This is a genomic window from Micromonospora phaseoli (genome assembly GCF_900109115.1).
Lineage (GTDB): Bacteria > Actinomycetota > Actinomycetes > Mycobacteriales > Micromonosporaceae > Micromonospora > Micromonospora phaseoli.
The window spans coordinates 27,458-50,746 of the sequence record NZ_FNYV01000005.1; the positions used below are offsets into that span (position 1 = coordinate 27,458).

The 23,289-nt window shown below is 70.3% G+C and carries 20 protein-coding genes and 2 pseudogenes; 8 read left to right on the forward strand and 14 right to left on the reverse strand.

Annotation, left to right across the window (positions count from 1 at the left end; all coding sequences use genetic code 11):
- Positions 1–25 precede the first annotated feature (25 nt).
- Both BMY89_RS14310 and BMY89_RS14315 read left to right on the forward strand, forming a co-directional pair.
- Entirely contained in the window at positions 26–775 is a 750-nt protein-coding gene (locus BMY89_RS14310) for a hypothetical protein (protein ID WP_092380462.1), read from the forward strand.
- Between the two features lie 48 nt (positions 776–823).
- Complete coding sequence (locus BMY89_RS14315; protein WP_092380463.1) at positions 824–1,006, forward strand: flagellar basal body-associated FliL family protein; 183 nt, start codon at positions 824–826, stop codon at positions 1,004–1,006.
- A gap of 675 nt (positions 1,007–1,681) precedes the next feature.
- Here the strand turns inward: BMY89_RS14315 and BMY89_RS30905 are convergent.
- From BMY89_RS30905 to BMY89_RS14335, 4 genes are all read right to left on the reverse strand, one after another.
- Positions 1,682–2,059 carry a hypothetical protein gene (locus tag BMY89_RS30905; RefSeq protein ID WP_232521331.1) on the reverse strand — a complete coding sequence of 126 codons (378 nt, stop codon included), beginning with the start codon at positions 2,057–2,059 and terminating at the stop codon, positions 1,682–1,684.
- A 592-nt stretch (positions 2,060–2,651) separates the two neighbouring features.
- A complete protein-coding gene (locus BMY89_RS14325) occupies positions 2,652–3,587 on the reverse strand; it encodes a replication-relaxation family protein (RefSeq protein ID WP_092380465.1) in 936 nt (311 codons plus the stop codon).
- 617 nt (positions 3,588–4,204) lie between these two features.
- On the reverse strand, positions 4,205–5,164 hold the full coding sequence (locus BMY89_RS14330; RefSeq protein WP_092380466.1) for a replication-relaxation family protein: 960 nt from the start codon (positions 5,162–5,164) through the stop codon (positions 4,205–4,207).
- A 420-nt stretch (positions 5,165–5,584) separates the two neighbouring features.
- The gene (locus BMY89_RS14335; RefSeq protein ID WP_092380467.1) at positions 5,585–6,451 is read right to left on the reverse strand and encodes a hypothetical protein; all 867 of its coding nucleotides are present in this window, start codon (positions 6,449–6,451) and stop codon (positions 5,585–5,587) included.
- 1,807 nt (positions 6,452–8,258) lie between these two features.
- Between BMY89_RS14335 and BMY89_RS14340 the strand changes: the two genes are divergently transcribed.
- From BMY89_RS14340 to BMY89_RS30910, 3 genes are all read left to right on the forward strand, one after another.
- On the forward strand, positions 8,259–8,579 hold the full coding sequence (locus tag BMY89_RS14340; RefSeq protein ID WP_232521332.1) for a helix-turn-helix domain-containing protein: 321 nt from the start codon (positions 8,259–8,261) through the stop codon (positions 8,577–8,579).
- Between the two features lie 197 nt (positions 8,580–8,776).
- Positions 8,777–10,237, forward strand: a complete 1,461-nt coding sequence (locus BMY89_RS14345; protein ID WP_092380469.1) for a tyrosine-type recombinase/integrase — start codon at positions 8,777–8,779, stop codon at positions 10,235–10,237.
- A 268-nt stretch (positions 10,238–10,505) separates the two neighbouring features.
- Complete coding sequence (locus tag BMY89_RS30910; protein WP_232521334.1) at positions 10,506–10,928, forward strand: methyltransferase domain-containing protein; 423 nt, start codon at positions 10,506–10,508, stop codon at positions 10,926–10,928.
- 359 nt (positions 10,929–11,287) lie between these two features.
- Here BMY89_RS30910 and BMY89_RS29880 read toward each other — a convergent pair whose 3' ends face one another.
- The 6 genes and pseudogenes from BMY89_RS29880 to BMY89_RS14385 form a co-directional block, all read right to left on the reverse strand.
- Positions 11,288–12,319, reverse strand: coding sequence for a tetratricopeptide repeat protein (locus tag BMY89_RS29880; protein ID WP_139217946.1), 1,032 nt, complete (start codon positions 12,317–12,319; stop codon positions 11,288–11,290).
- A gap of 267 nt (positions 12,320–12,586) precedes the next feature.
- The gene (locus BMY89_RS14365) at positions 12,587–13,237 is read right to left on the reverse strand and encodes a GNAT family N-acetyltransferase (protein WP_092380473.1); all 651 of its coding nucleotides are present in this window, start codon (positions 13,235–13,237) and stop codon (positions 12,587–12,589) included.
- A 60-nt stretch (positions 13,238–13,297) separates the two neighbouring features.
- The gene (locus tag BMY89_RS14370; RefSeq protein ID WP_092380474.1) at positions 13,298–13,957 is read right to left on the reverse strand and encodes a hypothetical protein; all 660 of its coding nucleotides are present in this window, start codon (positions 13,955–13,957) and stop codon (positions 13,298–13,300) included.
- A gap of 336 nt (positions 13,958–14,293) precedes the next feature.
- A complete protein-coding gene (locus BMY89_RS14375) occupies positions 14,294–14,971 on the reverse strand; it encodes a GOLPH3/VPS74 family protein (protein WP_092380807.1) in 678 nt (225 codons plus the stop codon).
- Positions 14,968–15,997, reverse strand: a pseudogene (locus BMY89_RS14380) (acetamidase/formamidase family protein). The gene BMY89_RS14375 and the pseudogene BMY89_RS14380 overlap by 4 nt, the downstream one beginning before the upstream one ends.
- A pseudogene (locus BMY89_RS14385) lies at positions 15,994–16,602 on the reverse strand (amino acid permease); the annotation flags it as partial. The pseudogenes BMY89_RS14385 and BMY89_RS14380, both read right to left, overlap by 4 nt.
- Before the next feature lie 12 nt (positions 16,603–16,614).
- On the opposite strand from BMY89_RS14385, the gene BMY89_RS14390 reads away from it, so the two are divergent.
- From BMY89_RS14390 to BMY89_RS14400, 3 genes are all read left to right on the forward strand, one after another.
- Positions 16,615–17,280, forward strand: coding sequence for a DMT family transporter (locus BMY89_RS14390; protein ID WP_170147696.1), 666 nt, complete (start codon positions 16,615–16,617; stop codon positions 17,278–17,280).
- 117 nt (positions 17,281–17,397) lie between these two features.
- Entirely contained in the window at positions 17,398–18,078 is a 681-nt protein-coding gene (locus BMY89_RS14395; protein ID WP_232521338.1) for an HAD family hydrolase, read from the forward strand.
- 73 nt (positions 18,079–18,151) lie between these two features.
- A complete protein-coding gene (locus BMY89_RS14400) occupies positions 18,152–19,171 on the forward strand; it encodes a tryptophan--tRNA ligase (RefSeq protein ID WP_092380476.1) in 1,020 nt (339 codons plus the stop codon).
- 1 nt (position 19,172) lies between these two features.
- On the opposite strand, the gene BMY89_RS14405 is transcribed toward BMY89_RS14400, so the two are convergent.
- From BMY89_RS14405 to BMY89_RS14420, 4 genes are read right to left on the reverse strand one after another with little or no spacing between them, the layout of a single operon-like run.
- A complete protein-coding gene (locus BMY89_RS14405) occupies positions 19,173–20,210 on the reverse strand; it encodes an FAD-dependent oxidoreductase (protein WP_092380477.1) in 1,038 nt (345 codons plus the stop codon).
- Positions 20,203–21,099 carry an NAD-dependent epimerase/dehydratase family protein gene (locus tag BMY89_RS14410; protein WP_139217948.1) on the reverse strand — a complete coding sequence of 299 codons (897 nt, stop codon included), beginning with the start codon at positions 21,097–21,099 and terminating at the stop codon, positions 20,203–20,205. The genes BMY89_RS14405 and BMY89_RS14410 overlap by 8 nt, the downstream gene beginning before the upstream one ends.
- Complete coding sequence (locus tag BMY89_RS14415; RefSeq protein ID WP_092380480.1) at positions 21,096–22,088, reverse strand: nucleotidyl transferase family protein; 993 nt, start codon at positions 22,086–22,088, stop codon at positions 21,096–21,098. Before BMY89_RS14415 ends, BMY89_RS14410 begins: the two co-directional genes overlap by 4 nt.
- A 20-nt stretch (positions 22,089–22,108) precedes the next feature.
- Entirely contained in the window at positions 22,109–23,149 is a 1,041-nt protein-coding gene (locus BMY89_RS14420) for a hypothetical protein (RefSeq protein ID WP_092380482.1), read from the reverse strand.
- Between the last annotated feature and the right edge of the window lie 140 nt (positions 23,150–23,289).

The following is a 23,289-nucleotide window of genomic DNA, read 5'->3' on the forward strand; positions in this document are numbered from 1 at the left end:
GAGACTGCTCGGTACAGTCGTAGGCATGCGTAGCAGCGGCAGGAGCGAGTTCGAGGGCTTCGCGGCCTCGTTCCGCGAGTTCCTCACCGCGCAGCTGCGACCGGCACCGACGCAGGGTGATGGCGGGGCCTATCTCCGTCAGTTCAGGGGCGGAGACAGCCCTGGTCAAGCAGTGATCTCGTTACCCAGCGAATCCGGCAAGAGCATGACCTTGGCGCTCATAGCTCAGGCAATGGGTGTGTCCAAGGGGTTCTCGGTCTCGGTTCGAGCGCTGAGCCGCGCCGGAGTGCATACCGAGATGCTGCGGTACTACGTCGCTGCGCAGGAAACCATCGGCTCTGGTCGTCTGTACGTCGCACTTCGGCAAGCTCTGCCGCCGACGGATAGAGCACTGGTCGCTGACCACAGCCGTGCCGACAGCTGGAGCCCAGCCGGGCATGCTACGGGGTGTTTGTTGACGGTGACCGACACCTTCAGCGTCGCAACTGATGCTGTCCGGGCGGGCGGTCGCATCGAGATGACGGTCGACCGGCCGCGAGAGTTCTATCAGGCGGCGCTGTGGGTTGCGGCGCAGGCTGTCGTTGTCGAACTCGGCCGGGTCTTGTACGGGCTGGCGATGAAGGCCCGCTCTCGTTGCGGTCTGCCTGCGGCGCCTCCGCCAACCCGGCCGCCCGGGGAGATCGTGCGGTCACGTCCCAGGGTGCCGCGCGGGCCAACCGCTGCCCCTGTGCACAGGGAGCTTTTTCCTGCCGGCCGGTTGCTGGGCATGGCTTAGCCGACATGCTCCTCGCCCGCCGGTTGTTCCTGCGGACAGGGAGTCTCGTTGTCGGACCGGAGTGTATGGCTCGCGATCTTCGTGATCGTCGGCACGTTGGCGGGCACGGCCGCTGGGGTGCTGTGGTGGTTGGCTGGGAACAAGCCGTCGGCCGCCATCGTCGCAGGTGGCGGCTGCTTCATCACCGTGGTCACGTTCCTGGTGATGGTTGCTGGGTTTCTCGTCGGCTGACGGTCGACGGACACGGTCTCGGTGGTGCCGGCGGGATTTCGCTGGTGCCACCGAGACCGTCGGTTACGCCAGAATGCGTGTCGCCGTGGCGATAGGTGTGGTGCCTGCGGCCTGGGGTCCGAGGTCGCTGGGAGAGGGTCACGCCTATGCTGTCGCCTCCGGTCGGTGTCCGCAGGCCGGGCAGGCGGCGTCGAGTACTCGTCGGCGTACGGTCCGGTGTCGTGCGGCTTGACCGGCGAGGCCAACTGCCAGCAGCGCCGAGCCCGCGATGATAGCCCGGTCGTGGCGGCGAGGGCTGTCGGGCTGGGTCCGCCTCCTTGGCTGCCCCAGATCCCTTGGCTGCTGGTCGGCGCCGAACAAGGCTGCCGGGGTGGCGAGGAGCAGGGCCGCCCAGAGACCGGTGTCGTCGGCCCGTAGGGCGCGGCCGAGACCGATGAGAAGGACCAGAGCGAACATCAGTCCACCGGCCATTGCCAGGAGCTCGGGAGTCGAGCAGTACGAGGTAAACCAGTTCCCGCCGTTCTCGGCGGAGCTGAAAGACAGGGACACGGCCGCACCGAAGCCGGCCGCGAGCGGCGGCAGGCCACGTCCTACCCAGCCTGGTTGAGAGGGCAGCGGGAGTATGCCCAGGCCCAGCGCGACGGCGGGGAGCAACACGAACAGCGGCGGCCGAGGTTATCCGGCGACGGCGGCCACGGGTGGTAGGGCAATGGTCAGCAGGAGGCCGCCGGCGGCGGCGGAGCGGGTCCAGGAACCGGGCAGCGCCGTGGCGGTGAGGCCGACGAACAGCCAGCCCAGCCAGGTCACGGCGCCGAGGGTTTGAAACGGCCCAACCGAATCCAGCCCGGCGAGGCGGGGGTCCTCGAACTCGACCTGCACGAGCAGGAACGTCGCGAGAGCGACAAGGGTGTTCAGCGCGGCCGTCGCGGCCAGCGTGAAGGCGGCGGCCAGGCCGAGGGCGCCGCACCCGCCTAGTCGCTCTCGGAGGCCGGCTTCGGTGGCCAGTGCTTGGATCCCGGTGTCGGTGTCGGTGTCGGTCAGGTAGCGGGCCATCGACAGAGCGCCCGGTAGGACTGCGGGCTGCGTGCCCGGGTGTGCGGTCGGAGCCTCGCCGCTGGTTGTCCGCGTGGGCGGGGTCGGCGGCGACGGGTGTGGTGTGTTCGCGCGTGATGTCTGGTCACGGCGTGTGGCCATGTCCCTCCCAGGACGGCTCGTGGCGTGACGACGTGGATTCCCGCCATGGGCATCTCATCGGTGGTAGGAATTCGCTTGAGGATCGATCGTCGGATCGCGCCGGTCAGGGGCGGCGGCGGGTCTGCTTCGGTAAAGGGCCGCGGACTGTAGCTCCGGTGGCCGTGGAACTGAAGACGTCTGTCACTCACAGCCACTCACAACGGCGCGCCGCTGGTGTGAGTGGCGGGCGGTCGGGGTCTGTCTGCCGCCGAGCAGTGCCGCTGATAGACGTTGACGGCTCGCGAGCCCTGCTGCCCGCGCTGCCTAAGGCGCGGTCCGGGACCGTCGTCTCGGTACGTGCCGTAGGTGGGGCGACGGCGCAGCCTCGGGGTTGGGGGCGGACGCGGGCGGGTTCGGCGGTGTGTGGGGCCACCGAGCCGCCGAGCGCGCCGTGTGCTCCGTCTCGTCCCCATCAGGCGGCCTGCCCTTCCTCGTCGGGGGCGGTGGGGGTGGGGAACTCGTTGTCGTGGTGGGTGTCGATGTAGGGCAGGTCGATGAGGCGGTGACGGCCGGTACGGCCGGGTAGTTGCCAGATCTGGTGGGCGGGGGTGGCGGCGAGGGCGGTGCGTAGTTCGGCGGTGGTGGTGGCGATGACCGTCTCCAGGCCGGTGCCGGCGAGGCGGTGGTGCAGGTTCGCCTCCCTTCGTGCGGAGGGTAAGTGCAACAGCACCGGCCACGCCCAAGTGCTCAGGAGGTAAAGCCGCTCGTACTTGATGATTTTGTCGATGAGGACCTGCAGGTTCTCACCGCTGGTGTCGTACTCGAGGAAGAACGGCACGGACCGTCCGTCCTCGGTCCACACCCCGGCGCCGTCCGGGCGGGGGAGGCCGGTCGCTCCGGCGATGATGATGTGCGGGTTGGCGCCTTTGCGGTAGAGGGTGCCGGGTTCGTGGTAGGCCGATGCGGGTTGCCAGCGGGCCAGTTCGGCGTGGGGGTGGGTGCGGGCGTGGGCGGCGAGGTCGATGAAGACCTGGTTGCCGCCGAGCAGGTGCGGCAGGTCCGGTCGGTTGGTCAGGGAGTGTTTGCGGCGGCGGGCTTGGTCGCGGCGGCCTCGTGGGAGTCCGCGTTGGGCGTGGACGTGGTCGTAGCCGAGTTGGTCCAGGACGTAGTGGTAGGGGTAGGAGCCGCCGTCGGCTTTGTTGGGTCGGAACCGGTCGACCGCCCGCAGGGCGGTGAGGCGGCGCAGGCGGCGTTGGGTGAAGTCCAGGGATGGGAACAGGGCGGCGGCGATCTGGTCGGTGGTGAGCACGCCGTGGTCGTAGAGCCAGCCCAGGAGCCGGTCGTCGCGGGCGGTGATGCTGGCCTGCAGGCGCAGCAGCGGGTCCGCGGTCGGTAGGTGTTTACCCATGGGCACAAGCCCTTGGGGGGAGACCCGAGACTGGAGGGTCTGTCTGGAGCGCTCTCAGACTGCTGACAGCGGGGCTGACCTGGGCTGTGAGCGGCTGTGGGGGGTCAGGTTGGGGGTCAGGATCAAGACGGACGGTAGAACGGAGGTCGGCACTGACCGCTGAAGGGCCGGGCACAGCGGCTTCGGCGTGACGGTGCGGTGAGGGTGGGCGTGAGTCGGGCCGGTGACGCTGGTGAGGTTCGCGGTGCGGGGTAATCATCGTTGTTGCTCCACGGTCAGTGGGTGTGAGGTTGGTGCGCCCCGCGGCTGCAGCGGGCGGGAGCAACCGGAGGTCCGCGGTCGCTGTACGGAAGCCTGGTTGGACATGCCAACCTGCCTGGTCTCGCGCGTGTGCCGAACTTCCGGTGACGCGGGCAGGCAGTCGCCTGTCGATCGAGGCTGGTCGCAGCGGCTGCGACCTGCGGTGTGAGAGCCGCAGGCGTTGCCGTTCGGATTCGCAGCGAACGTCAGCCTCCGGTAGTCCTTCTGACAGTGACCGGGTAAGCGCTTCGTTAGGCCGCGCCGGTCTGCTCCTCGACCGGCCCGGGTGGGCCGGTCGAGGAGCAGCGGTCGGTTGGTCAGGGGCGCGGCGGGTAGTGGTACTCGCCGTCGGCGACGGATTCGTCGCCGGGGCGCTCGGGGTCGTAGATGGGGTGTGGGGCTCGGGGCCGTACCTCCTTGAAGGTCACGGTGTCGGGCGGCCACTGCTCGGGGGTGTGGGGAAGGTCGGTCAGGGCGAGGCGGTGTGTCTCGCCGATCGGCTGCCAGACCGGGTCGGCCGCGCGGCCGTGCTCGGCGTTGCTGGTGACGACGGTGAGGTGCCGCGTGTTGCGGCGCTCGAGGTAGCGGCGCAGTTCCTGCTCCCGCTGCGGGTCGGCGGCGTGGAACAGCAGGGTCGCCAGGCCGGTTTGTTCGGCCAACCGCCGGTAGCCGTGGACGCGGTCGGCGGGACGGAAGTCGTCGGTGTCGGGCTGGTACCAGAACGCGTGGCGGTCGCGGTCGTGGATGTACTCGCCGTGCCAGGCGGCATGCCGCGCTCCGGTGACGTACCGGCAGGTGCGCGGTGACCACCAGGTGCGTAGGTCACTCCCCGGCTCGGTGAGCGCTTGGGTGGCCAGGTCGACGAAGAAGTCGTTGGCCCGCAGCAGGCCGGGCAGGCCAGGATGCTCGCGGAGCCGGTCGCGGGCCCGGTACACCTGCGCCGGTGTGACATCGCGGTCTTCGCCGAGTGGGGTGAGTTGGGCGCCGATCGGGCCGCGGCACCACGAGGTGTCGGCGGTGCCCGCGGCGCCGGTGTTCCAGAGGCGGTCGATCCAGCCGCGGCGGGCCAGGATCGCCAGACGTCGGGTCGCCGACGCCGTGGTGGTGGCGAAACCGAGTGCGGTGAGCTGCGCGGTGGTCAGGACGCGGTGCTCGGCGAGCATCTCGACGGCCCACCAGTCGGGCAGGCGCAGGCGGCTGGCTTCGGCCAGGATCAGCTCCGCCGGGATCGGTCGGGTGGACGGGACAGTGAACTGGGGATGGTAGGTGGTCGCCATGACCGGTACCTCCAACGTGACGCCATCCCGGTAGGGGGTGGCAGGGGCGGATGAATGCCCGTGCGACCGCGTCGGTGCGGCACACCACGGGCGGATCAGGCCACCGCGATCCTGCGTCGCGGCGGGTGACAGGGCGACGGCTCGCCGGTGCCGTGCCCGGACGGCGGCCCGGGCACGGAACCGGCTGGTCCGCGCGGCCGGATCACCGGCCGGTAATGCGGTACGGCGAGAATCCGAGCGCGGCTTCTGGCGCCGTCATCAAGAAACCGCCGCTTGTGTGCTCTGGCGAACGCCTGCCCCACTCACAGCCACTCACAGCCACTCACAACGAGGGGTTTTCTCAGTTGAGGTGATCCGTCTCAGGAGCCTCATCGGGGGAAGGTGACGGCGCCGCGAGAAGGGGCTCCCGGGACAGCCGACCTACGCGACTGCCGTCGACGTGTCGGCAGTGGTGGAGAGGCGGCGGCGGCTGGCGGCGCGCAGGCTGGCCCGGCGCTCGGCTCGCGCCGTCAACGCCTCGGCGGCCTGCGGGGACGCCGCGCCGGTCAGCATGCCGCTGGCGAGGGCGTCGGCGAGGCGGGTGTCGATGCGACCCAGCCGCATGCGCAGGGCGTCGGTGCTGATGCCCATCCGGGCCGCGATCGGATCCATGGCCCGCCGTCCCAGCCGCACGTCGATGTAGGGCTGCTCGTCGTCGGCGTCGAGGATCCCCAGGCGCACCGCGCGGCGTACCAGCACGTCGGGATGCCCGTAGGGCACCTGCGGGGTCCGCGGTCCCGTGACGCGCTCCACGTCCTCGACCGCTGTGAACTCGCTGGCCTGCTGGCGCAGCGCGTGTCCGGCGCGCCATCCGGCCCGGCACAACGACGCGTACGGCGCCCGGCGGGCCACGTCCACGTGGTCACGCAGCGCCGCCAGGAAACCCGCGAGGATCTCCGCGCCCATGTCGTCGGGGTCACCGCGGTAGCCGTCGGACAACCGCCTCGCGTAGCGGCGCAGCGCCGGCATCGCCATGCCGACCGCGGCGATGACCCACTGCGGCCCGTCCAGGCGGGCACGACGGATCAGTTCCCGCCACACCGCGTCGCGGGCGGTGTAGGCGCGCGGGTTCGCCAGCAGCCAGTCCCGCAGCGCCGGCAGCGCCACGACACCCCTTGGCAGGCCGTCATCCGGACCGAACATGTCGAGGTTGAGGGACAGGGGTGCCGGGTCGCTGGTCAGCGCCGCGAACGCGACATCGACGGCGTCCAGGGGCGCGGCAGGGAAGATCGTGTCGGACACACTCATGATCAGTACTCCTAGGCCAGAGAGACCATCGGGCGTCGCCGCCGTGTTCTGGCGACGCTGGAATGCCGATTACGCCACGACCGACTCACAACCGCTCACAGCCCAGGTCAGCCCCGCTTTTCCCCCAGCGGACCGCCGTTGCGTCCTGCCCGAACTCGGGCATCGGGCGGGCGACGCGGACGGGCCACGGTACGGCTGAGCAGGGCTGTGAGCCGCCGTCGCACGCCATGCGCGGCGCCAGACGGCTCAGCGAAGAGGTCGCGATCGTCGAGGTCGCGCCACCGCTCACGGTCACTCACAGCGGCTCACAGACACTCACAGCCGCTGACCCGCCCCTCTGGTCAGCGAATCTCGCCCGTCATCCGCGATCGGATCACTTGCGTTGGCACTGAACCACCTTTGCTGGCGTCGGACTGACAGCGCCGTGAACCTCGTGCCATCGAAGGCGCGCCGCAGCCTTTTCGCCGCCGAGGTCGCGCCGACGATGGTCACCTCGCGCTAGGGGTTCTAAGCAGGGCTGTGAGCGTAGGGGCCTGTGCGAGAAGTATCCGACAAGAGAGTTGCCGAGCCCCATACACCCTGGCACTCACAACGACTCACAGCCGCTCACAAAGACTCACAGCGACTCGCAGCGGGATGGCATCGCTGCCGGCACACCCGGTAGGCCTGCGGACGACGCCGGCGTGGCGCGAAACCCGACCATCTGCCACGTCCTCGTCCCCGGGCATCATGCCCGGCGCCTCACCCATGTCGGTCGCCGGAGTGTGCGCACCAGTGGTGGGGAACCCTCGGTTCCGGCTGCCTCGCCCGGGAAGCGCGCGAACCGGTGTCAACGAGGGCGGTCGATTGACAGGTTGTCCGTGCGGGCGGCGGCGACCGCGTCCGCGAGGACAGGAACGTCGGCATCAGCGCCGTGTCACTTCGTCCGGCCAAGCGTTCGGCGGCGGTCAAGTGGAATCGAGAAGTGCTGATCGGTGTCGTGCGCGCGGCCATGACATCGAGGTGAGCACAGCGTGTCCTCCGTGTCCGGCCCGGTGTCCGCGACGCCGCGCATGTCATCGATATCCGTCGTTGACAACGTGTCCGGCGGAATCGTTGAGCAGCCCCGGGACAACACAGTCCCGCGCCTGTCGCCGGCCTGAACTGGCACTGGCGTCGACGACGGAAGTCCGTCCCGCGGCGGCGATGGCCAAACCGGCATGACATCACCGCGTCGCATGGACGGGTGTGTCAACCGCCCGCAAGCTGTGTCGGCGCCCGTCGGCCGCGGACATGTCCGCGGACAACTTGTCATCGACGCCCATGAGTGTCAGACCGGCTGCCGTCGAGGCGGTGTGTGACATGTTGGCACCGCTGTCGAGCTGTCGGCGGACACGAGGTCGGAGTGCCCGTGGACCGTCACACCACCCGCCGTGTCATCGACTTTCGTCACTGTCCCGGGGGTGGCGTCGAGGCGGTGGCACGTCCGCGCGCTGGCCCGGCGAGCGGCTGGACGGGCAGCCCTGTGAGCCCTCGTGAGTGGCGGTGAGTCAGGCAGGCGTTCGCCAGAGCACACAGACGCCGGTTTACAGATGTCAGCGCCCCACCGACGCGGCGCGGAGCCGACATCGACATGGGCGAGCACCGAGGTAAGCGCCGCTTGAGTCGTACCGGCCGGCCGTGCTGGATGTCGCCGGACCAGATCAGCACCCATCGGATCTGCTCCAGCCATCCGGCGGTCACGGCTGAGCCTGTCTCCGGCATCCAGCCTCACCGCCGCGCCCCGGGCCTGATCTGTACGCCCGTGCCCACCGCCGAGGAGATGACCATGAGATCGTCCAGACGCAATCGAACCGTGCCACCGCGGTCCGTGGAAGGGTCGGCTGCCGGTGAGCGGGAGCCGGCGTGGACGGCCGAGCGAATCCACGGCCTGGGCGTCAGCACGGACCTGGCCACCGCCGCGGCGGTGCTCGGCATGTCCCGCTCCGCCGCCTACAAGCTGATCCGCCGCGACGCGTTCCCCGTGCCGCACTTCCGCGTCGGCGCCCACTACCGGATACCGACGGCGCCGCTGCTCGCCGCCCTGCACCTGCACGAAGCGGGGACCACGCCGGAGCGCGCCGCCGGTGCCACGAGTGCCCCACCGTAGGCGCCTTCCGCGCTGGCGGGAGCCCATCCCGCCCCAGCCCTCACGCCGCGCCAACGCGCGCGGTTCTCCTCCAGCCCCGACCTTGCGCCGGGACCGTCGTACGACGGTCCCGGCGACTTGATCGTGTCCGCGGATCACGCGTGGATGTCGATCGACGAAACCGATGCGCCCCACCTGATCGAGGAGTACCACCTGCCATGCCTGACGGAAGCATCTTCAAACGCTGCGGCTGCCGCCACCCGGAAACCGGCAAGCCCTTCGGAAACGACTGTCCCAAGCTGCGCCGCCCCAACCGCGCCTGGAGTTCCGAGCACGGGCACTGGACGTACCAGCTCGAACTCCCACCCACCGCCGACGGCGGGCGCCGGCAACTACGCCGCTCCGGCCTACCCACCCGCCGGGCCGCCGCCGACGAACTCGACCACGCCCGCGAACTGCTCGCCCTCGCCAGGGGCGACCGGCGCCGCCGCACCGAGATCGGCGACCTGCTCCAGAACGCCGCACGCGCCAAACGGCCCCTGCCCGAGGTCGACCGGATCCGCCAGCGGCTGCGCGGCGACGGCCCCCTCGCTGACGCGCCCACCGTCGCCGACTACCTCACCGGCTGGCTGACCCACCTCAGCGTGGACGACAACACCCTGCACGGCTACGAGTCCATCGTGCGGGTGCACCTGATCCCGCACCTCGGCGAGGTCCCGCTGGACAAGCTGCGCACCAGCCACGTCCGTGCCATGTTCGCCGCGATCGAACGCCGCAACGACGACATCCGCGCCGCGAAGACCAGCCCCGACCCGGCGGTGCGCAGGTCCGTCGCCGGGGTGCGGCCCACCGGGCCCACGACGCGGCAGCGCATCCGCGCCTGCCTGCGCAAGGCCATCAACGATGCCCTCGCCGACGAACTGATCGTCGGCTCCAACCCGGCCGCGCTGGTCAAAACCCCGGGTGACCGGCCGCTGCCGATCGTGTGGGAGGACGAACGCGTGCAGCGCTGGAAGGACACCGGCCAGGTGCCCGGACCGGTGATGGTGTGGACCGACACCCAGGTCGTCAACTTCCTCGACCACGCCGCCCGGCACGCCCCCGACCTGCACCCCATGTGGCACTACATGGCCTACCGGGGGCCCCGCCGCGGCGAGGCCTGCGGACTGCGCGACAGCGAGGTCCGCCTGCACCGCCGGGAGACCACCATCAACAACCAGATCGCCACCCACGGCTACACCCCCGTGCAGAAACCCCCGAAGAGCAGGGCCGGCAACCGCGACGTCGCCCTCGACGCCGACACCGTCAAGGTCCTCACCGCCTACAAGGCCCGCCGCGCCGAATGGCAACTCGCCGCCGGCCCGGCGTGGCCCGACACCGGCCTGTTCTTCGTCCGCCCCGACGGGCAGCCCTGGCACCCCAACGCCGTTACCCAACGCTTCCGCCGGCTCGTCCGCAAAGCCGGCCTACCGCCGATCCGGCTGCACGACCTGCGCCACAGCGCCGCCACCATCGCCCTCGACGCCGGCGTCGACATCAAGGTCCTCTCCGACCAACTCGGTCACTCCACCACGACCCTGACTCGCGACACCTACCAGAGCGTCACCAAGCAGCTGCACCAGGACGCCGCCGACGCCGTCGCGAAGAAGATCAACCAGAGACGTCGCAAGGCGGGGTAAGACCCGCCCTCACCGAAGCGGCAGCGGACGACCGCGTGCGGCCGGGCCGGTGCCGGTTACCCGAGCGAATACGCTCGCGACGTGGGCGGTGACGACCAGCGGCTGAGCCGGCGGGGCAGCTTCGACGAGGATCCGGACAGCTACCAGGCGGCTTGGCCGGGGTACCCGCGGCGGTTGTACGAGGTGCTTGCCGACTGTGGGTGGGTGGGGCCCGGTGCCCGCGTCTTAGAGATCGGGCCCCGGGACCGGGCAGGTCACCCGTCCCTTCGTGGCCGCCGGCGCGTCGGTGCTGGCGGTGGAACTCGGGGGCCGCCTGGCAGCCCGGCTGCGGACGAACCTGGCGGGCTACGACGTGACCGTCATCGAGGGTGGCTCCGCCACCGTGCCGCTGCCCGCCCACCCGTTCGACCTGGCGGTCTGCGCCACCGCCTTCCACTGGCTGGACCGGCTGCGGCGGGGCGGCGGCTGGCCAGCCTGGTCCGGTCGGGCGGAGGACTGGCGGTGTGGTGGACCGTCTTCGGTGACCCCGACCGCAGCCCGCCCTGGCGCGCGGACCGGGACGCGCTCTACCGACGATGGCTACCGGCGCAGGGGCGCGGCCCGGCGGGCGTGCCAGCGCCCCTGCGGGTCGCCGAACGCACAGCGGAGCTGGAGGCAGGTGACTGGTTCGGCCCTGTCCAGGTCGAGATGATCCGCTGGGAGCACCAGCTGACCCCGCAGGGTGCGCGCGGGCTTCCCGATCGTGCGCGAGATGAGCGCTGACCGGCGAGGGGCGTTCCTGGACGGCGTCGCCGAGGTGGTCGCCAGCCAGCCCGGCGGGACGGTGGTCGCGTTGTACACGGCGCCGCGCCGGAACGACTCTGCCCTTCTGGCCGGTCGACAAATTGGGCAGCGGACGCCTGAAGAGTGCCAGCGGAGTCACCTTCGACAGGGCTCGGGCCAGCCGGGACTGCTGGAGCGGGGCACCACCGCCGAGCCACTCGGTGACCTGGCCCCAATGCCTGCTCGCTGGTCCGGACCCTCCTGGGCTGGCTGCGTACCGATTATCTGTCATCCCGCGTCCGGGTGGTGGTGTCGCTGCTCGGCGCAGTGCTGCCACATCCGGGCCAGGTGCCCGACCATCCGGTCGCTGGCGGGGTGCCCAGGATGTGCGTGTCGGTGGGCGGTGATGGTGTCGGCGAGCAGCGTCCGCGCGCGGGCGCAGTGGCCGAGCTGGTGCAGAACGACGGCAAGGGAAGCCTGCGCGGCGAGGGTGCGGTGCGCCTCGGGCCCGGCGGTGGTGGCGAGTTGCTCGGCGAGGTGGCGGTAGAGGTGATAGGCGCGCTGGTGATGCCCGACCAGGCGGTGCGCGGTGGCGAGAGTGTGCAGGGCCGTCAGGGTGGTGCCGGCGGCGGGGCCGTGCAGGTGGGTGCCAGCGTGGTGGGCGTAGGTGGCCCATCGGATCGCCGCACTGGGGTGGCCGAGACGGATGAGCACCTCGCCGAGGATGCAGGCGGCGTCGGCGTACAGCGGGTCGGCCGGCGCGGTGGTGGGGTCGACGGCGGCCAGCGCGGCGTGCAGGAGTTCCCGGGCGTGAGCGGGATTGCTGGCGGCAAGGCTGCGGGCGAGTTCGACGTATTCGTTGACCGGAACGAGACCGGTGACGACGGGTCGCCAGGTGATGCGCAGGTCGGTGCAGGTGTGCCCGGCAGTCACGCGGCTGATGACCCGTCCGGCGCAGGCCGCGGCCGTCAGTGGGCTGTGCGGGTGGGCCAGAGTCGTGGGCACGATGCGGGGTGCGTGACGCAGCACGGCCCGGCCTATGGCATCCACTACGAGCACAGCGGGTAGGCGGGAGCGGCAACACCCGGGTGGGCAGTCGTAGACGAGGTTCTCGTCGCAGTCCATGACCGCGGTCATGGACTGGGCGCAGAGGCGACACCACAGCAGCCCCGGCGGCAGCACCACCTCCCACGGGTCGGCGTCGTCGGCCCGCTGGAGAGCGGGTCCTTCCCGCGCGGCAGTTGACGCTTCGGCCGCCTGGCGGGCGCCGGTGACCCATGTCTGCACGAGCCGGCGCTGCAGGTTCAGCTCTTGGGCCACAGCGGTGACGGCACGGTGGTCGCCCGCCGCGCGCTGCTGATGTACGCGGGAAACCGCGGCGTCGATGAGATCTTGCGGGTACTTGCGGGGGTGCGGCATATCGGATCGGTCCTGGGCTTGAGTTCTGGGATCAGCGGGGCGCGAGGGCGTCGCGGCGGGCAGGCGACGCTCGCCGGGTTCGTCCGGGACCGGCACGGTCTCGTCCAGGACCACGTGTGACATGGCGCAGGATCGGCCACGGTTCGGTTCGTGAGGCCATCGCGCGGATCAAATGCCCAGACCGCTGGCCTGCGAGCCACCGGCCGCGCTGACGGTGTCCAGGGGATCGGGGCCCGACGTAGGGGTGCGGCGCATCGGGGTGATCGCCGGGCTCGCGGGCACCCGGATGGCTTCCTGCGGGGTGTAGCCGTAGCGGGTGTAGACGTCCTGGCATTCGCCGGTGGTGTCGGTCCACGAGGGCAGGTCGACGTGGTCGAGTCTGTCGCGGTGGTGGGCGAGCATCGCCGCGCCGATACCTTGCCGCTGGGCGACGGGCGCGACGGCGAGGAACGCCAGGTGGTAGTGCGGTTCGGTGGGCCGGCGTGCGATGAGCAGCCCGTCGAGGATCTCGAAGCGCTCAGCATGGTGGCCGGCTGCGTCGGTGAGGCGGCTGCAATAGTTCGCCGGTGGCGGGATGCTGCGGTAACGGTGGAAACCGACCGCAGCGGCGTTCAGGTCGTCGGTGACGTAGGTGTCGCCGTAGAACATGGCGTGTTCCACCCAGATCGCCGCCACCTCGGTGAGGATGCGGCGCCGGTGGGTCGCCTCGGGCACCAGCCAGGCGGCCAGCGGGTCGGGGTGCAGGGCGTCGGCGATGAGCGCGGCGACCTTGTCCTTCTCGGCCCAGCGGCCGGCGCGGATGCGAGCAGTGGCGTCCATGAGGATCCCTTCAACAGTCCGGAAGCGGATGGGAGTTGCCGCGTGATTGGCGGCGCGGTGTCAGGGCGTGTTGGTGGTGCTCGTGCGGGTGTGGACGCTGAACAGCAGGTAGTCCTCGACGTCGCCGGTGCGGGTGTGGCCGCGCCTTGATGGCGTGAAGTGGGCGCGTTCGTAGGCGAGGACCTCGCCGGTGCTGGGGTGCAGGATGAGCAGGCCGCGAGTGGTGCCGTCGTCGCCGGTGGCGCTGACGCCGGCGCCTGTGCGCCCGGCGCGGTCGCACACCGCTGGGTGATAGGTGAGCCCGTTGGTGTGGCTCAACAGAGTGAGGATCGCGGTGCGCCCGGCGCGGTCGGGTGTGAGCCACGACGTCAGGCCGGCGATGGCGTCCAGGACCGCCGGCGGGCCGAGGAACGGCGGCGAGATGCTGGTGATCTGTGCCCTAAGGCCAGCGGAGTCGACGGCGATCGGGCCGATGGCTCCGTCGTGCGTGCCCGGCGGGTAGATCTCGTCGATGGTGGGCTGTAGGCCGGGCGGATGGCGCAGGCTGATAGCCCGTCCGGAGCCGTTGTCGGCGCGCCAGTGCCGCTGTTCGAAGACCACGACGGTGCTGGTCGCGCGTCCTGCCTCGATGCGGGTGTCGGCTGCCCATTGCCGTATCAGCACGAACGAGAACCGGCCCGGGACGTCACAGCTGGCCTCGGCGGCGACCTGGGGGAGCACGTGGTCGGCTGGCCGCGGTGCGGGTAGAGCGGTGGGTGGCGCCGCGGCGGTACGCGCGGCGAGGGCGCGCAGTTCGGCGGCGGTCAGTGGCGCGGGAATCTCACACGGTGCGGTGCTCGTTCGGGCAGGCGGCGTTACCCGCCAGCCGCCGGTGTCCTGCGCGGGAGGTCGCGTGGCGGCCCAGGCGGGGACGAGGGCGGCTACGACGAGCAGGGGACAGCGCGGCAGTGATCCTGACGGCGGGTCGCCGACGCCAGCGGGCCGGCAGATCCGTGGGCGTTGAGGGTGGGTGAGGTGGGTGGATCACGGTTGATGGCTCCGGAAGTCTGTGGTGGGTCAGCGGTATGCGGCGGTGGCGAGGTCACCGACGGCGGCGTCGACGGCGGCGGTGATGTCGCGTACGGGGCGGTGGTGCTGCTCGGCGATTGCCCGCAGCTGGGCGGTGACGGCGTTGGTGTCGTCGAGGTAGAGGTGAGCGGCGAGGCCGAGGACGGCGACGAAGCCGGCGAGGGCAGCGGTGTGGTTGTCGGGCGGCTCGCGGCCTGCGGCGAGATACCGCAGCCGGGACCGGGCCACGACCGCCCATTTGCTGTCGGTGGCGAGGTAGACCTCGGTGCGGGCGAGCCCGCCGAGGCGGCGCCGGCTGGTGCGGTGCAGGATTCCCCCGGCGTGCAGGCCGGCGCGGGTGCGTTCGTACAGGTCCTCGGCGAACCATGACAGCCATCCCCGCAGCGTCGGGGCGGGATTGGCGTAGCGGACCGAGGTGATGGCGGTGTCGGCGATGAGGTCGCCGACGGGCCGGTCAAGGTGCAGCCACAGCCGTCGCCCGCCAGGGCAGGTGTCCTCGGCATCGTGGAGGGCGATCCGCCCGGCCAGGAACAGGTCGGCCAGGACCGCGCCGGCCATCCCGAGCGCGAGGGCCTGGCGGTGGATGTGGGGTTGGCCGGTGTCGTCGTTGTGGCCGAGCAGGAACAACTCGTCCCGCAACGGCAGCTGAGCAATCGACGCGGTCATCGCGGCGGCTCCTCCCACAGCCCGGCCACGTGCTGCCGCAGCCGGGCGTGCACCCCCGTGTAGGCGGCGGTCGGGTCCGGGAGCAGTGCCTTGTCCACGGCGGCGAGGACCGTGTAGTTCGGGTTGCATACGTTGCCGATCGGCGCACTGCCGGCCTGCGACACCAACTGGTAGGCGTCCAGGGTCTCCAGGCCAGTGAGGTCGCTCGTCCAGCCGACCAGGTCGCGGTGGGCGATCCGGTAGGCGTCCTCCAAGGGCCGAGCGCAGCCGACCGACATGATCGACGTGTCGGTCTCCAGGCGAGGCCACACCGTCCGGGCACCCTTGATGACCTCGATGGCCAGAGTGGTGGTCGTGGCGATTTCCACCCCGACCCCGCAGGCCTCGCCCTCGCCCTGGCGGGCGTGCCCGTCGCCAAGGGCGAGCATCGCCCCGTGCACGTTCACACCCAGGTAGAGGGTGGTGCCGGCGCGCAGCTGCGGGGTGTCCAGGTTCCCGCCATGGGTGTCGGGGACGATCGTGGAGCGGGCCTCGAACCCGCCGGGAGCGAGCCCGATGGTGCCGATCATCGGGTCCAGGGGCAGGTCGACGGTGTGGTCGCTGGCCGTGGCGTGGAAGCGGACCCGTGCCGGCGTGCTGGTCGATGTCGTACACCCACACCCGCTCCTGCAGCGGCGGCTGCAGGGTGGCGGTGTGGGAAGTGGAGGTCAGTGCCCCGAAGTGCGGGAATGTCGAGGAGACGCCCCAGTCGTGGGCGGGTGTGATGGCGGCGAGATGGACGGCGAGGGTGTCGCCCGGTTCGGCGTCCTCGACGAAGAACGGCCCGGACACCGGGTTCAGGTACGGCATTTGGCACACCTGCGAGGGCAGGTCCGCTGGGCTGCGGACGAGGCCGCCGAAGCAGTCCTCGGTGTGCACCTGCAGGATGTCGCCGGAGCGGACGTGGGCCACCGGCATCCGGCCGCCGAAGGTGTAGGCCAGCTCGTCGCGGGCGGGACAGTAGGTGATCGTTTCCATGCCGGTCACACCCGCTCCACGTGGCGGGCCTGCGGCTGCGCGGGCGCCAGACCCGACAGGGCGGGCCGGCGGCCGGTCAGGTAGAGGCCGGCGAGAACGACCATGCCGAGGGCGAGCCAGGCCAGGCCGAGGCGCTGCGCGGCGATGTTGGCGTTGATCACGACGTAGGCGAGGATCGCGAACCCGATTCCGGGCATGACCAGGTGCGCCCACCAGTTGCTGCTGCGCTGGCGGATGAGGTGATGGACGACCACGGAGACGTGCAGGACGAGGAAGGCGACCATCGCCCCGAAGTTGATCAGCGACGACAGCAGCGTGATCCCGTCGGCGCGGGTCGCCATGTACAGGCCGAGTACCAGGGACACGGCGCCGGTGAGCAGGGTCGCGTTGATCGGCACGTTGCGGCGGATCGACACCTTCGCCAAGAAGGCGGGCAGTTGCCGGTCCCTGGCCATCGCGTATAGCAGCCGGGACGTGGCGACCTGGGCGACCATCGAGTTCGGCAACCCCCACGCGATCGCGGTCGCCACCGCGCAGAGGGTCGCCAGCCAGCCTCCGCCGGCCACGGCTGCGGCGTCGTAGAAGGCGGTGCCGTTCACGTCGCCCTCCGGGCGATCATCGAGACGGTGCTGGTGCAGTCCACGGCGCCGCTGCTGCTGCTCACCTATGGCCAGCAGTACGTGTCGGCGAGCTTCGCCGGCATCCTCGTCGGTGCGCAGCCACTGTTCGTCGCGCTCCTCGCCCTCCGCTTCGCACCCGATGAGCGTCCGCAAGGCTGGAGGGGCCTGACCGGGGTGCTCCTCGGCCTGGTCGGCCTGGTCCTGCTTTTCGGCGCCGACCTGCGTGGAGGCCGGCTGGCGCTGCTCGGCGGCGCGCTCATCCTCGTCGCGGCGGTCTGCTATGCCGCTGGCGCGATGCTGATACATCGCAGGTACGCCGAGGCTCCGCCCCTCGGCGTCGCCACCTCCGCCATGCTCGTGACCACCGTGGCCGTGGCCGTGCCCGCCTCGGCGACGGTTCCGACCAGATTGCCCGGACTGGAAGCGACAGCGGCCCTGCTCGTGCTCGGGATCGCGTGCACGGGCGCGACGCTCGCGCTGTTCTACAAGCTCATCACCCAGATCGGACCTGCCCGCGCCGCGCTCGCCTTCTATCTCTCACCCGCGTTCGCCGTCGTCTTCGGCGTAGCCTTCCTGCGCGAGCAGATCAGCATGGCTGCGGTCCTCGGGCTCGCGGCGATCGTTGTCGGGTCCGTACTCGCCGCCCACCGCACCGAGCCGACGCCTCCCTGATGCCTGTTCACACCCCTCGAGAGGGCTCACCGTGCGTCATGCCCGGCGGTCTCGGGGCGCGTTGGCGCAGCCTTCCGCATCTCGCCCCGGGTCGCCCGATGGGAGACAATCGAGTTCGTGAAAGGCGGGCGTGAAGCGGACAGCGAAGTGGCCGCCGGCAGCCGCCCCGATCTTGTGATCTTCGACTGCGATGGAGTGCTCGTCGACAGCGAGTCGATCGTGGCGGGTGTGCTGGCGGGACAGCTACGACAGTTCGACGTCGAGATCACCGACGAGGAGTGTGAGCGGGAGTTCGCCGGCCTATCCCAGGAGAAGGCCACCGAGCGCGTGCTCGCGCTACTGGGCACGTCCGCCCCGGCAGGATGGTTCGACTCGCTCACTCGGTCCGTTGACGTGGCCCTTCGCGCTCGGGTGCGTCCGGTGCCTGGTGTGCTGGACGTGATCCGCCTGCTCGATGTTCCGTTCTGCGTGGCGTCGAACGGGCGCCCCGAGAAGGTGGCCCTCACGCTGCGGACCAGTGGGCTCGCACGGTACTTCGAGCACCGGGTCTTCACTGCCGCCGACGTCGCGCACGGCAAACCGGCCCCGGATCTATTCCTCATGGCCGCTGAGCGCTGCGGGGCCAACCCGCGGCGCTGCGTGGTGGTCGAGGACAGCGTGTCCGGAATCGCCGCCGCCCGGGCGGCTGGCATGCGCGTACTCGGCTTCGTGCCGGCCGATCAGACGCTCGACGGCGCTGACGCGCTCTTCACCGACATGGCGGAGTTGCCGGACCTGCTCAGTCTGCCGATGAGCTGACAGGCCGGGCATCACCACTTGGCAAGGCCGACAAGGACATCGACCAGGCTTGGCCGCATAGTAATGTCGGGGCATGGGTTCTACGGCGCGTAAGGTCTCGCTGACGGGCATCAAGCCGACGGGCGAGCCGCACCTCGGCAACTACGTCGGTGCGATCCTGCCCGCGCTCGACCTAGCGGACAGTTACGAGTCGATGTACTTCATCGCCGACTACCACGCGCTCACGACGGTCCGTGACCCCGCCCTGCTGCGGCACTACACCCGCTCGGTGGCCGCGACGTGGCTGGCCGCGGGGTTGGACCCAGACCGGACCACTTTCTACCGCCAGTCCGACATCCCCGAGATCTTCGAGCTGTCGTGGGTGCTGTCCTGCATGAGCGCCAAGGGACTGATGAACAGGGCGCATGCCTACAAGGCGGCGCGCGACCGCAACCGAGAGGCCGGTCGGGAAGACCTCGACGCGGGCGTGAATATGGGCTTGTTCAACTACCCAGTACTCATGGCCGTCGACATCCTGATCGTGGAGGCTGACGTGGTGCCAGTCGGCCGCGATCAGCTTCAGCACGTCGAGTACGCCGCCGATATCGCGGGCTCGTTCAACAGCATCTATGGCGACCGGTACAAGCTGAAGATCCCCAAGCCCGTCGTGCCCGAGGAAGGGACCGCTCACACGCTGCCCGGCACCGATGGCCGGAAGATGAGCAAGTCCTACGGCAACACGATCCCGCTGTTCGCCCCCGAGGCTGCCTTGAAGAAGGTGATCCGTCGGATCACGACCGACAGCGTTCCGGTGGAGGCGCCCAAGGAGCCGGAATCCTCGTCCGTGTTCACGCTGTTGGAGCGCTTCGGCGACCCCGCCGTGGTCGCCGAGACCCGGGCTCGCCTGCTCGCGGGCGGAATGGGCTGGGGCGAGGTCAAGGCGCAGCTGACCGAGGCGCTGAACGAACGGTTCGCGCCGATGCGCGACCGATACGAGGCGCTTATGGCGTCGGGCAGCGAGCTCGACGACCTGCTGGCGCACGGCGCGGACAAGGCGCGCAAGCAGACCCGTCCGGTGCTGGAGCGGGTTCGCGACGCCATCGGGATCAGCTGAGCTAATCCTCCTCTTCGAGGTAGCTGACGACGCGTTCGGCGCAGTGCCACGCTGTGGTCCACTTGCCGGGCACCGCGACGAGAAGGTTGAGCACTCTGCTCCACCCCGTGGGGGGATCACGAAGGTCCGCCACGAAGCTGGTCAGGTCCGCCAGGGCCGTGGCGGGTTCGCAGACGACTCCCCACTGCAAGCGGAGCTCGGCGTCGGACGAGTGCAGCCCGCGCCGGACGAGTGCCGTCCGCATCCGCGCGTACTCGACCTCGTTCGTCCCGTACTCGCCGTTGATGCTCGGCAGGCCGATGCGCGCGTCGGCGCGATCGGGGCTGATGGCTAGGAGGTCACCGTCGAGCCAGTAGGTCAGGGCGGTCGGACGAATTTCGGCATGCCGGCCCCAGGCGATGCGTCGCTGCCGAAGCGTGTGGGCGACGCCCGCCTGGGCCAGCATGTCGGGGATGTCGGCACCGGCCGTCAGCACGATCAGGTCCCGCCTACCGCCGTCGTCGCCGACAGTCACCATCCCCGTCTCCGGGTCCCGATGCAGCCTGACCTGACGCCGCGGCAGCGACGACACGCCAGAGTCGCGCGCCAGCGCGGTCAGGCGGGCGTGCAAGATGTCGAGATCGACGCTGAAGTCCGGTACGCGGAATGCGGCTGCAGGCGGGCGCGTCGCCGCAAGGGCTGGGTGGCCTGGGTTGATCTCTTCGACGTCGATGCCAATGTGCTGCCAGGCGGTGCGGTACCTGTCGACAGCCTCGGCGGTGTTGAACAGGGCGTAGCCGCACGGCTTGCCGACCTGGGCGGGGCGGAGCAGTTCGTCTGGCCATTCGTTCCGGTGGTGCCAGCAAGCCTGAGCGACGTCGGGTAGAACCGGTGCCAGGACTGCACCGGAGTGCAGCTGACCGAAGTTTGCCAGCGAGGCCCCCCGGCGTCCGTCGCCGGCACAGGCGACGTCGAACCCTCGCCGGGCGGCGGTGACGGCTATCGCGAGGCCACACAGTCCGGCACCGATGACGAGAATCTTCTTCGTCCGGTCAGGCATGAGGCGGCGTTCCTCCTCCGTCTGGGGTCGAGACGGCGTGGTCGCGGACGATCGTGACGTGGTACCGGTCGGCGAAGCGGCGGACGAGCTCGGCCGGAGCGAGATGGTGGTCGACGCGGCGTCGTAGCTGGGGTGGAGACAGACCCAGTCGGGAGCGGGCCGCGCTGCGGTGAGCGCGCAAACTGTTCCGATCGGTTAGCAGGCACTGGAGATGAGCCCTCAGCACGGCTGGGATCGGAGGAGCGATCTGGCCGTCGGCGGCGACCGGGGCGTCACCGCCGAGGTTCGGCACCTTGACGATGAACGCGGAGTGGGGCGCCACCTCTACGGCCGAGTACAGCTTGTTCGCGGCGTGGTCGAATGACCACCTCGGCCAGCGCCGCGGAGCTGTGTCGTCTGCGGCTTGGCGCAGGACGGGCAGGAGCAGCGCGATTCCGGGTATGCCGGCGCGGGCGTAGGTGATGACTTGGCGCCGTTTGGCCAGCCCGTACGGTGTTTGGTAGAGGCCGGGAGCGAGGACGGCGGTGGTGCTGGCGGCGATCAGGTGGGGCTGGGCGGAGCACTCCCGGAGGCGGTCGCGCAACCGCAGCACGGTGTCGGTCGCGGCTTGGACGCTACGCCGCATGCCATCGACGCCGCTGCGGTCGAGAAGAAGGTCGACCACGACCACGCGCTTCGGACCGCCGCATCGCTCGCTGACGGCGGTGACGACTCTGGTCTGATCCCCGCGATCGCTCAGCTCACCGGTGATCCACTCGACGGCGGATGACTGGCGCGTGCACGGTGAGCGCGTCACTGCGATCGTGTCGACGCCGGCGGCCGACAAGAGCGGCATCAACCGTCGCCCGAGGCGGCCGGAGGCGCCGAGGACCACCACCGCCGGCTTCACGAGGCGCACTGCTTCCACAGCGTTGCGTACCGGTTGAAGGTGTCGCAGTACTCGGCCCGGACCTCGCGCCATCGGCCTTGTTGGGTGTTTCGGTCGGCGAACGCCTCCCGCGCGGCAGCGGTACCGGCGGCGTCCCAACCGCTGGCCAGTTCGATCGCCGAGAGCAGCGCCGGCTGGCTGTCCCGGTCATCGCTCAGCACCCGCTCGGCTACCTCGTCCGGCGTCATGTTGAGGTGGATGCTCGACGCCGGAATGCTCTTGGACATCTTGGGATAGCCCGCGAGGCCCTCCAGCACCCGGAAGTAGAGGGCACCGATGTTCCCGGTCCAGCCAAGACCCAGCTCTCCGGCGTCCGCCTGGCGGTTGAGAACGAGACGGGCGAGATCGGTGAAGTACGCCTCCTCCATGCCGGAGACCATGAGGACATGCTTGGCGCCGTTGTCGAAGGGTCCGAGCACGTCGGCCACGGTGTAGAGCGAGTCTGTGACCACTCCGATCTCGCTGCCGAGCAGGCCGTGGTCGGCGTACAGCTCCAGCAGGCTCTCGCGGTGCTCCTGAAAGTCGGCTCGGGACAGATAGCGGGCGATGCGGCCGGCGCGGACGAGGTTGGCGTGGTCAAGGTGAGAGCGCAGTTCGGTGACCTCGCGGTCGAGCCCCAGCGCGACAAGAAAGGCGATCATCTGGTCGCGGACCTCGACCAGGGTCGACCAGGCGACGTTGCGGGAGTTCCACGCGCCGAGGTCGGAGACGATGACCGTCATCGGCGCGTGGAGGCGCCGCTGGAGTTCCACCGCGCCGAGCATCACCGACAGGGTGCCGGCGGTCGGTGCGTTCGTCGGGCCGAACCCGGTGACGATGGCCATCGAGTCGCGCACTTCAGGCTCCAGCACCGGTACGGCACCGTCGATGTGGGTGAAGCGGATCGCGGCCGGTCCCAGGTGCCCGGCGACAGCCTCGGTGGTCTGCTGATCCATCGGGATGGCTGGCATCTGTCCTCCTTGGTGTGGGGCTATCGGCTCTCGGACAACGCCCTGAGCAGGCGTATGGCTCCGCCGGAACGTCGGGCATGCCGTACGCGATCGAGCGAGTCATCGGTAAGGGCGCCGGGGCCAACGATGAGCGCGGCGTTCAGCTCGACAAGGCTGGTGGCGGGCGAGTCGTCACCCGGCGCGAGTGCCTCGGCGGCGAGCGCGGCGTTGGCCGCGTGAGTCGGTCGATGGGCAACGGCGGTGCGCCACCCCGTTGCGGGGGCGCTCTTCGCGCGAGTGGTCGCATCGACCAGCTCGGCGTTGGCGCGCGCGAGGCGGACGGTGCCGACACCGCAGTACTCGTCGACTGTCTCCCCGTCGGTGAGATCGGTGGAGACAACCGTCCCGGCGGCCACATCGGGGCGGATGGCTCGGAGCGCGCGTGCCGACAGCTCCACATCGGGGTGGGCGAGACCGAACAGGAAGCGGGACGCCTTTACGCACAGCGTCGCCACCGGCATGAAGAAGCTGGCCGGATTGATGGCGTCGAAGACGCCGTCGTACCTGTCCGCGTACCGGGGACAGAAGAGCGGGTAGGAGACAAAGGCGATGTTGTGCCGTTGTAGCGCGTCCGGTATGCCCGCCGGATCGATGACCGGCCTGATCCGTAGGACATCGAGGATGTCCGCGGCGCCGGAGATGGCGGACACCGAACGGGAGACACCCTTGACGACGGGGGTGCCGGCTGCGGCGGCGAGGATCGCCGCGGCGGTACTGACGTTGAACGTCTTGAACTGTTCCTTGCCGCTGCCGGCGACGACCACCGTGCCGTCCTGCACGGTGACGGGTCGGGTGACGTGTCTGCGAAGCACCGGATCGAACTCGACAACCTCGGTCCACCAATCGAGCAGGTCCGACGCGCTGAGGTGACCATCCCGGATCAGGCCGGTGCACCATCGACGCCATCGCTCGTTCGAGGTCGGTGACCCGTCCTGGAGGAAGGAGCGGAGAGCCTCCCGGCTGAAGTTAGAGAGGCCGCTGTTCGTTTCAGGGGCGGATCTGGCCGCCGTGGCGCTGGTCATCTGCGATCTCCCGTCGAGGGGTGGCAGGACTGACGGAGACGATGAGATCCGCGCGGCCGGCTCCCGGCGCCAGCCTGCGACAGCCCGGGGACGGATCAACCTGACCCCCACCTCCGTCGATCAGTAGCCTTCCGTCGACG

Coding starts and splice junctions, on each gene's coding strand:
- BMY89_RS14310 (WP_092380462.1), top strand. CDS start 26: ATGCGTAGCAGCGGCAGGAGCGAGTTCGAGGGCTTCGCGGCCTCGTTC.
- BMY89_RS30905 (WP_232521331.1), bottom strand. CDS start 2,059: ATGGCCCGCTACCTGACCGACACCGACACCGACACCGGGATCCAAGCA.
- BMY89_RS14325 (WP_092380465.1), bottom strand. CDS start 3,587: ATGGGTAAACACCTACCGACCGCGGACCCGCTGCTGCGCCTGCAGGCC.
- BMY89_RS14330 (WP_092380466.1), bottom strand. CDS start 5,164: ATGGCGACCACCTACCATCCCCAGTTCACTGTCCCGTCCACCCGACCG.
- BMY89_RS14335 (WP_092380467.1), bottom strand. CDS start 6,451: ATGAGTGTGTCCGACACGATCTTCCCTGCCGCGCCCCTGGACGCCGTC.
- BMY89_RS14340 (WP_232521332.1), top strand. CDS start 8,259: ATGAGATCGTCCAGACGCAATCGAACCGTGCCACCGCGGTCCGTGGAA.
- BMY89_RS14345 (WP_092380469.1), top strand. CDS start 8,777: ATGCCTGACGGAAGCATCTTCAAACGCTGCGGCTGCCGCCACCCGGAA.
- BMY89_RS14365 (WP_092380473.1), bottom strand. CDS start 13,237: ATGGACGCCACTGCTCGCATCCGCGCCGGCCGCTGGGCCGAGAAGGAC.
- BMY89_RS14375 (WP_092380807.1), bottom strand. CDS start 14,971: ATGACCGCGTCGATTGCTCAGCTGCCGTTGCGGGACGAGTTGTTCCTG.
- BMY89_RS14400 (WP_092380476.1), top strand. CDS start 18,152: ATGGGTTCTACGGCGCGTAAGGTCTCGCTGACGGGCATCAAGCCGACG.
- BMY89_RS14405 (WP_092380477.1), bottom strand. CDS start 20,210: ATGCCTGACCGGACGAAGAAGATTCTCGTCATCGGTGCCGGACTGTGT.
- BMY89_RS14415 (WP_092380480.1), bottom strand. CDS start 22,088: ATGCCAGCCATCCCGATGGATCAGCAGACCACCGAGGCTGTCGCCGGG.
- BMY89_RS14420 (WP_092380482.1), bottom strand. CDS start 23,149: ATGACCAGCGCCACGGCGGCCAGATCCGCCCCTGAAACGAACAGCGGC.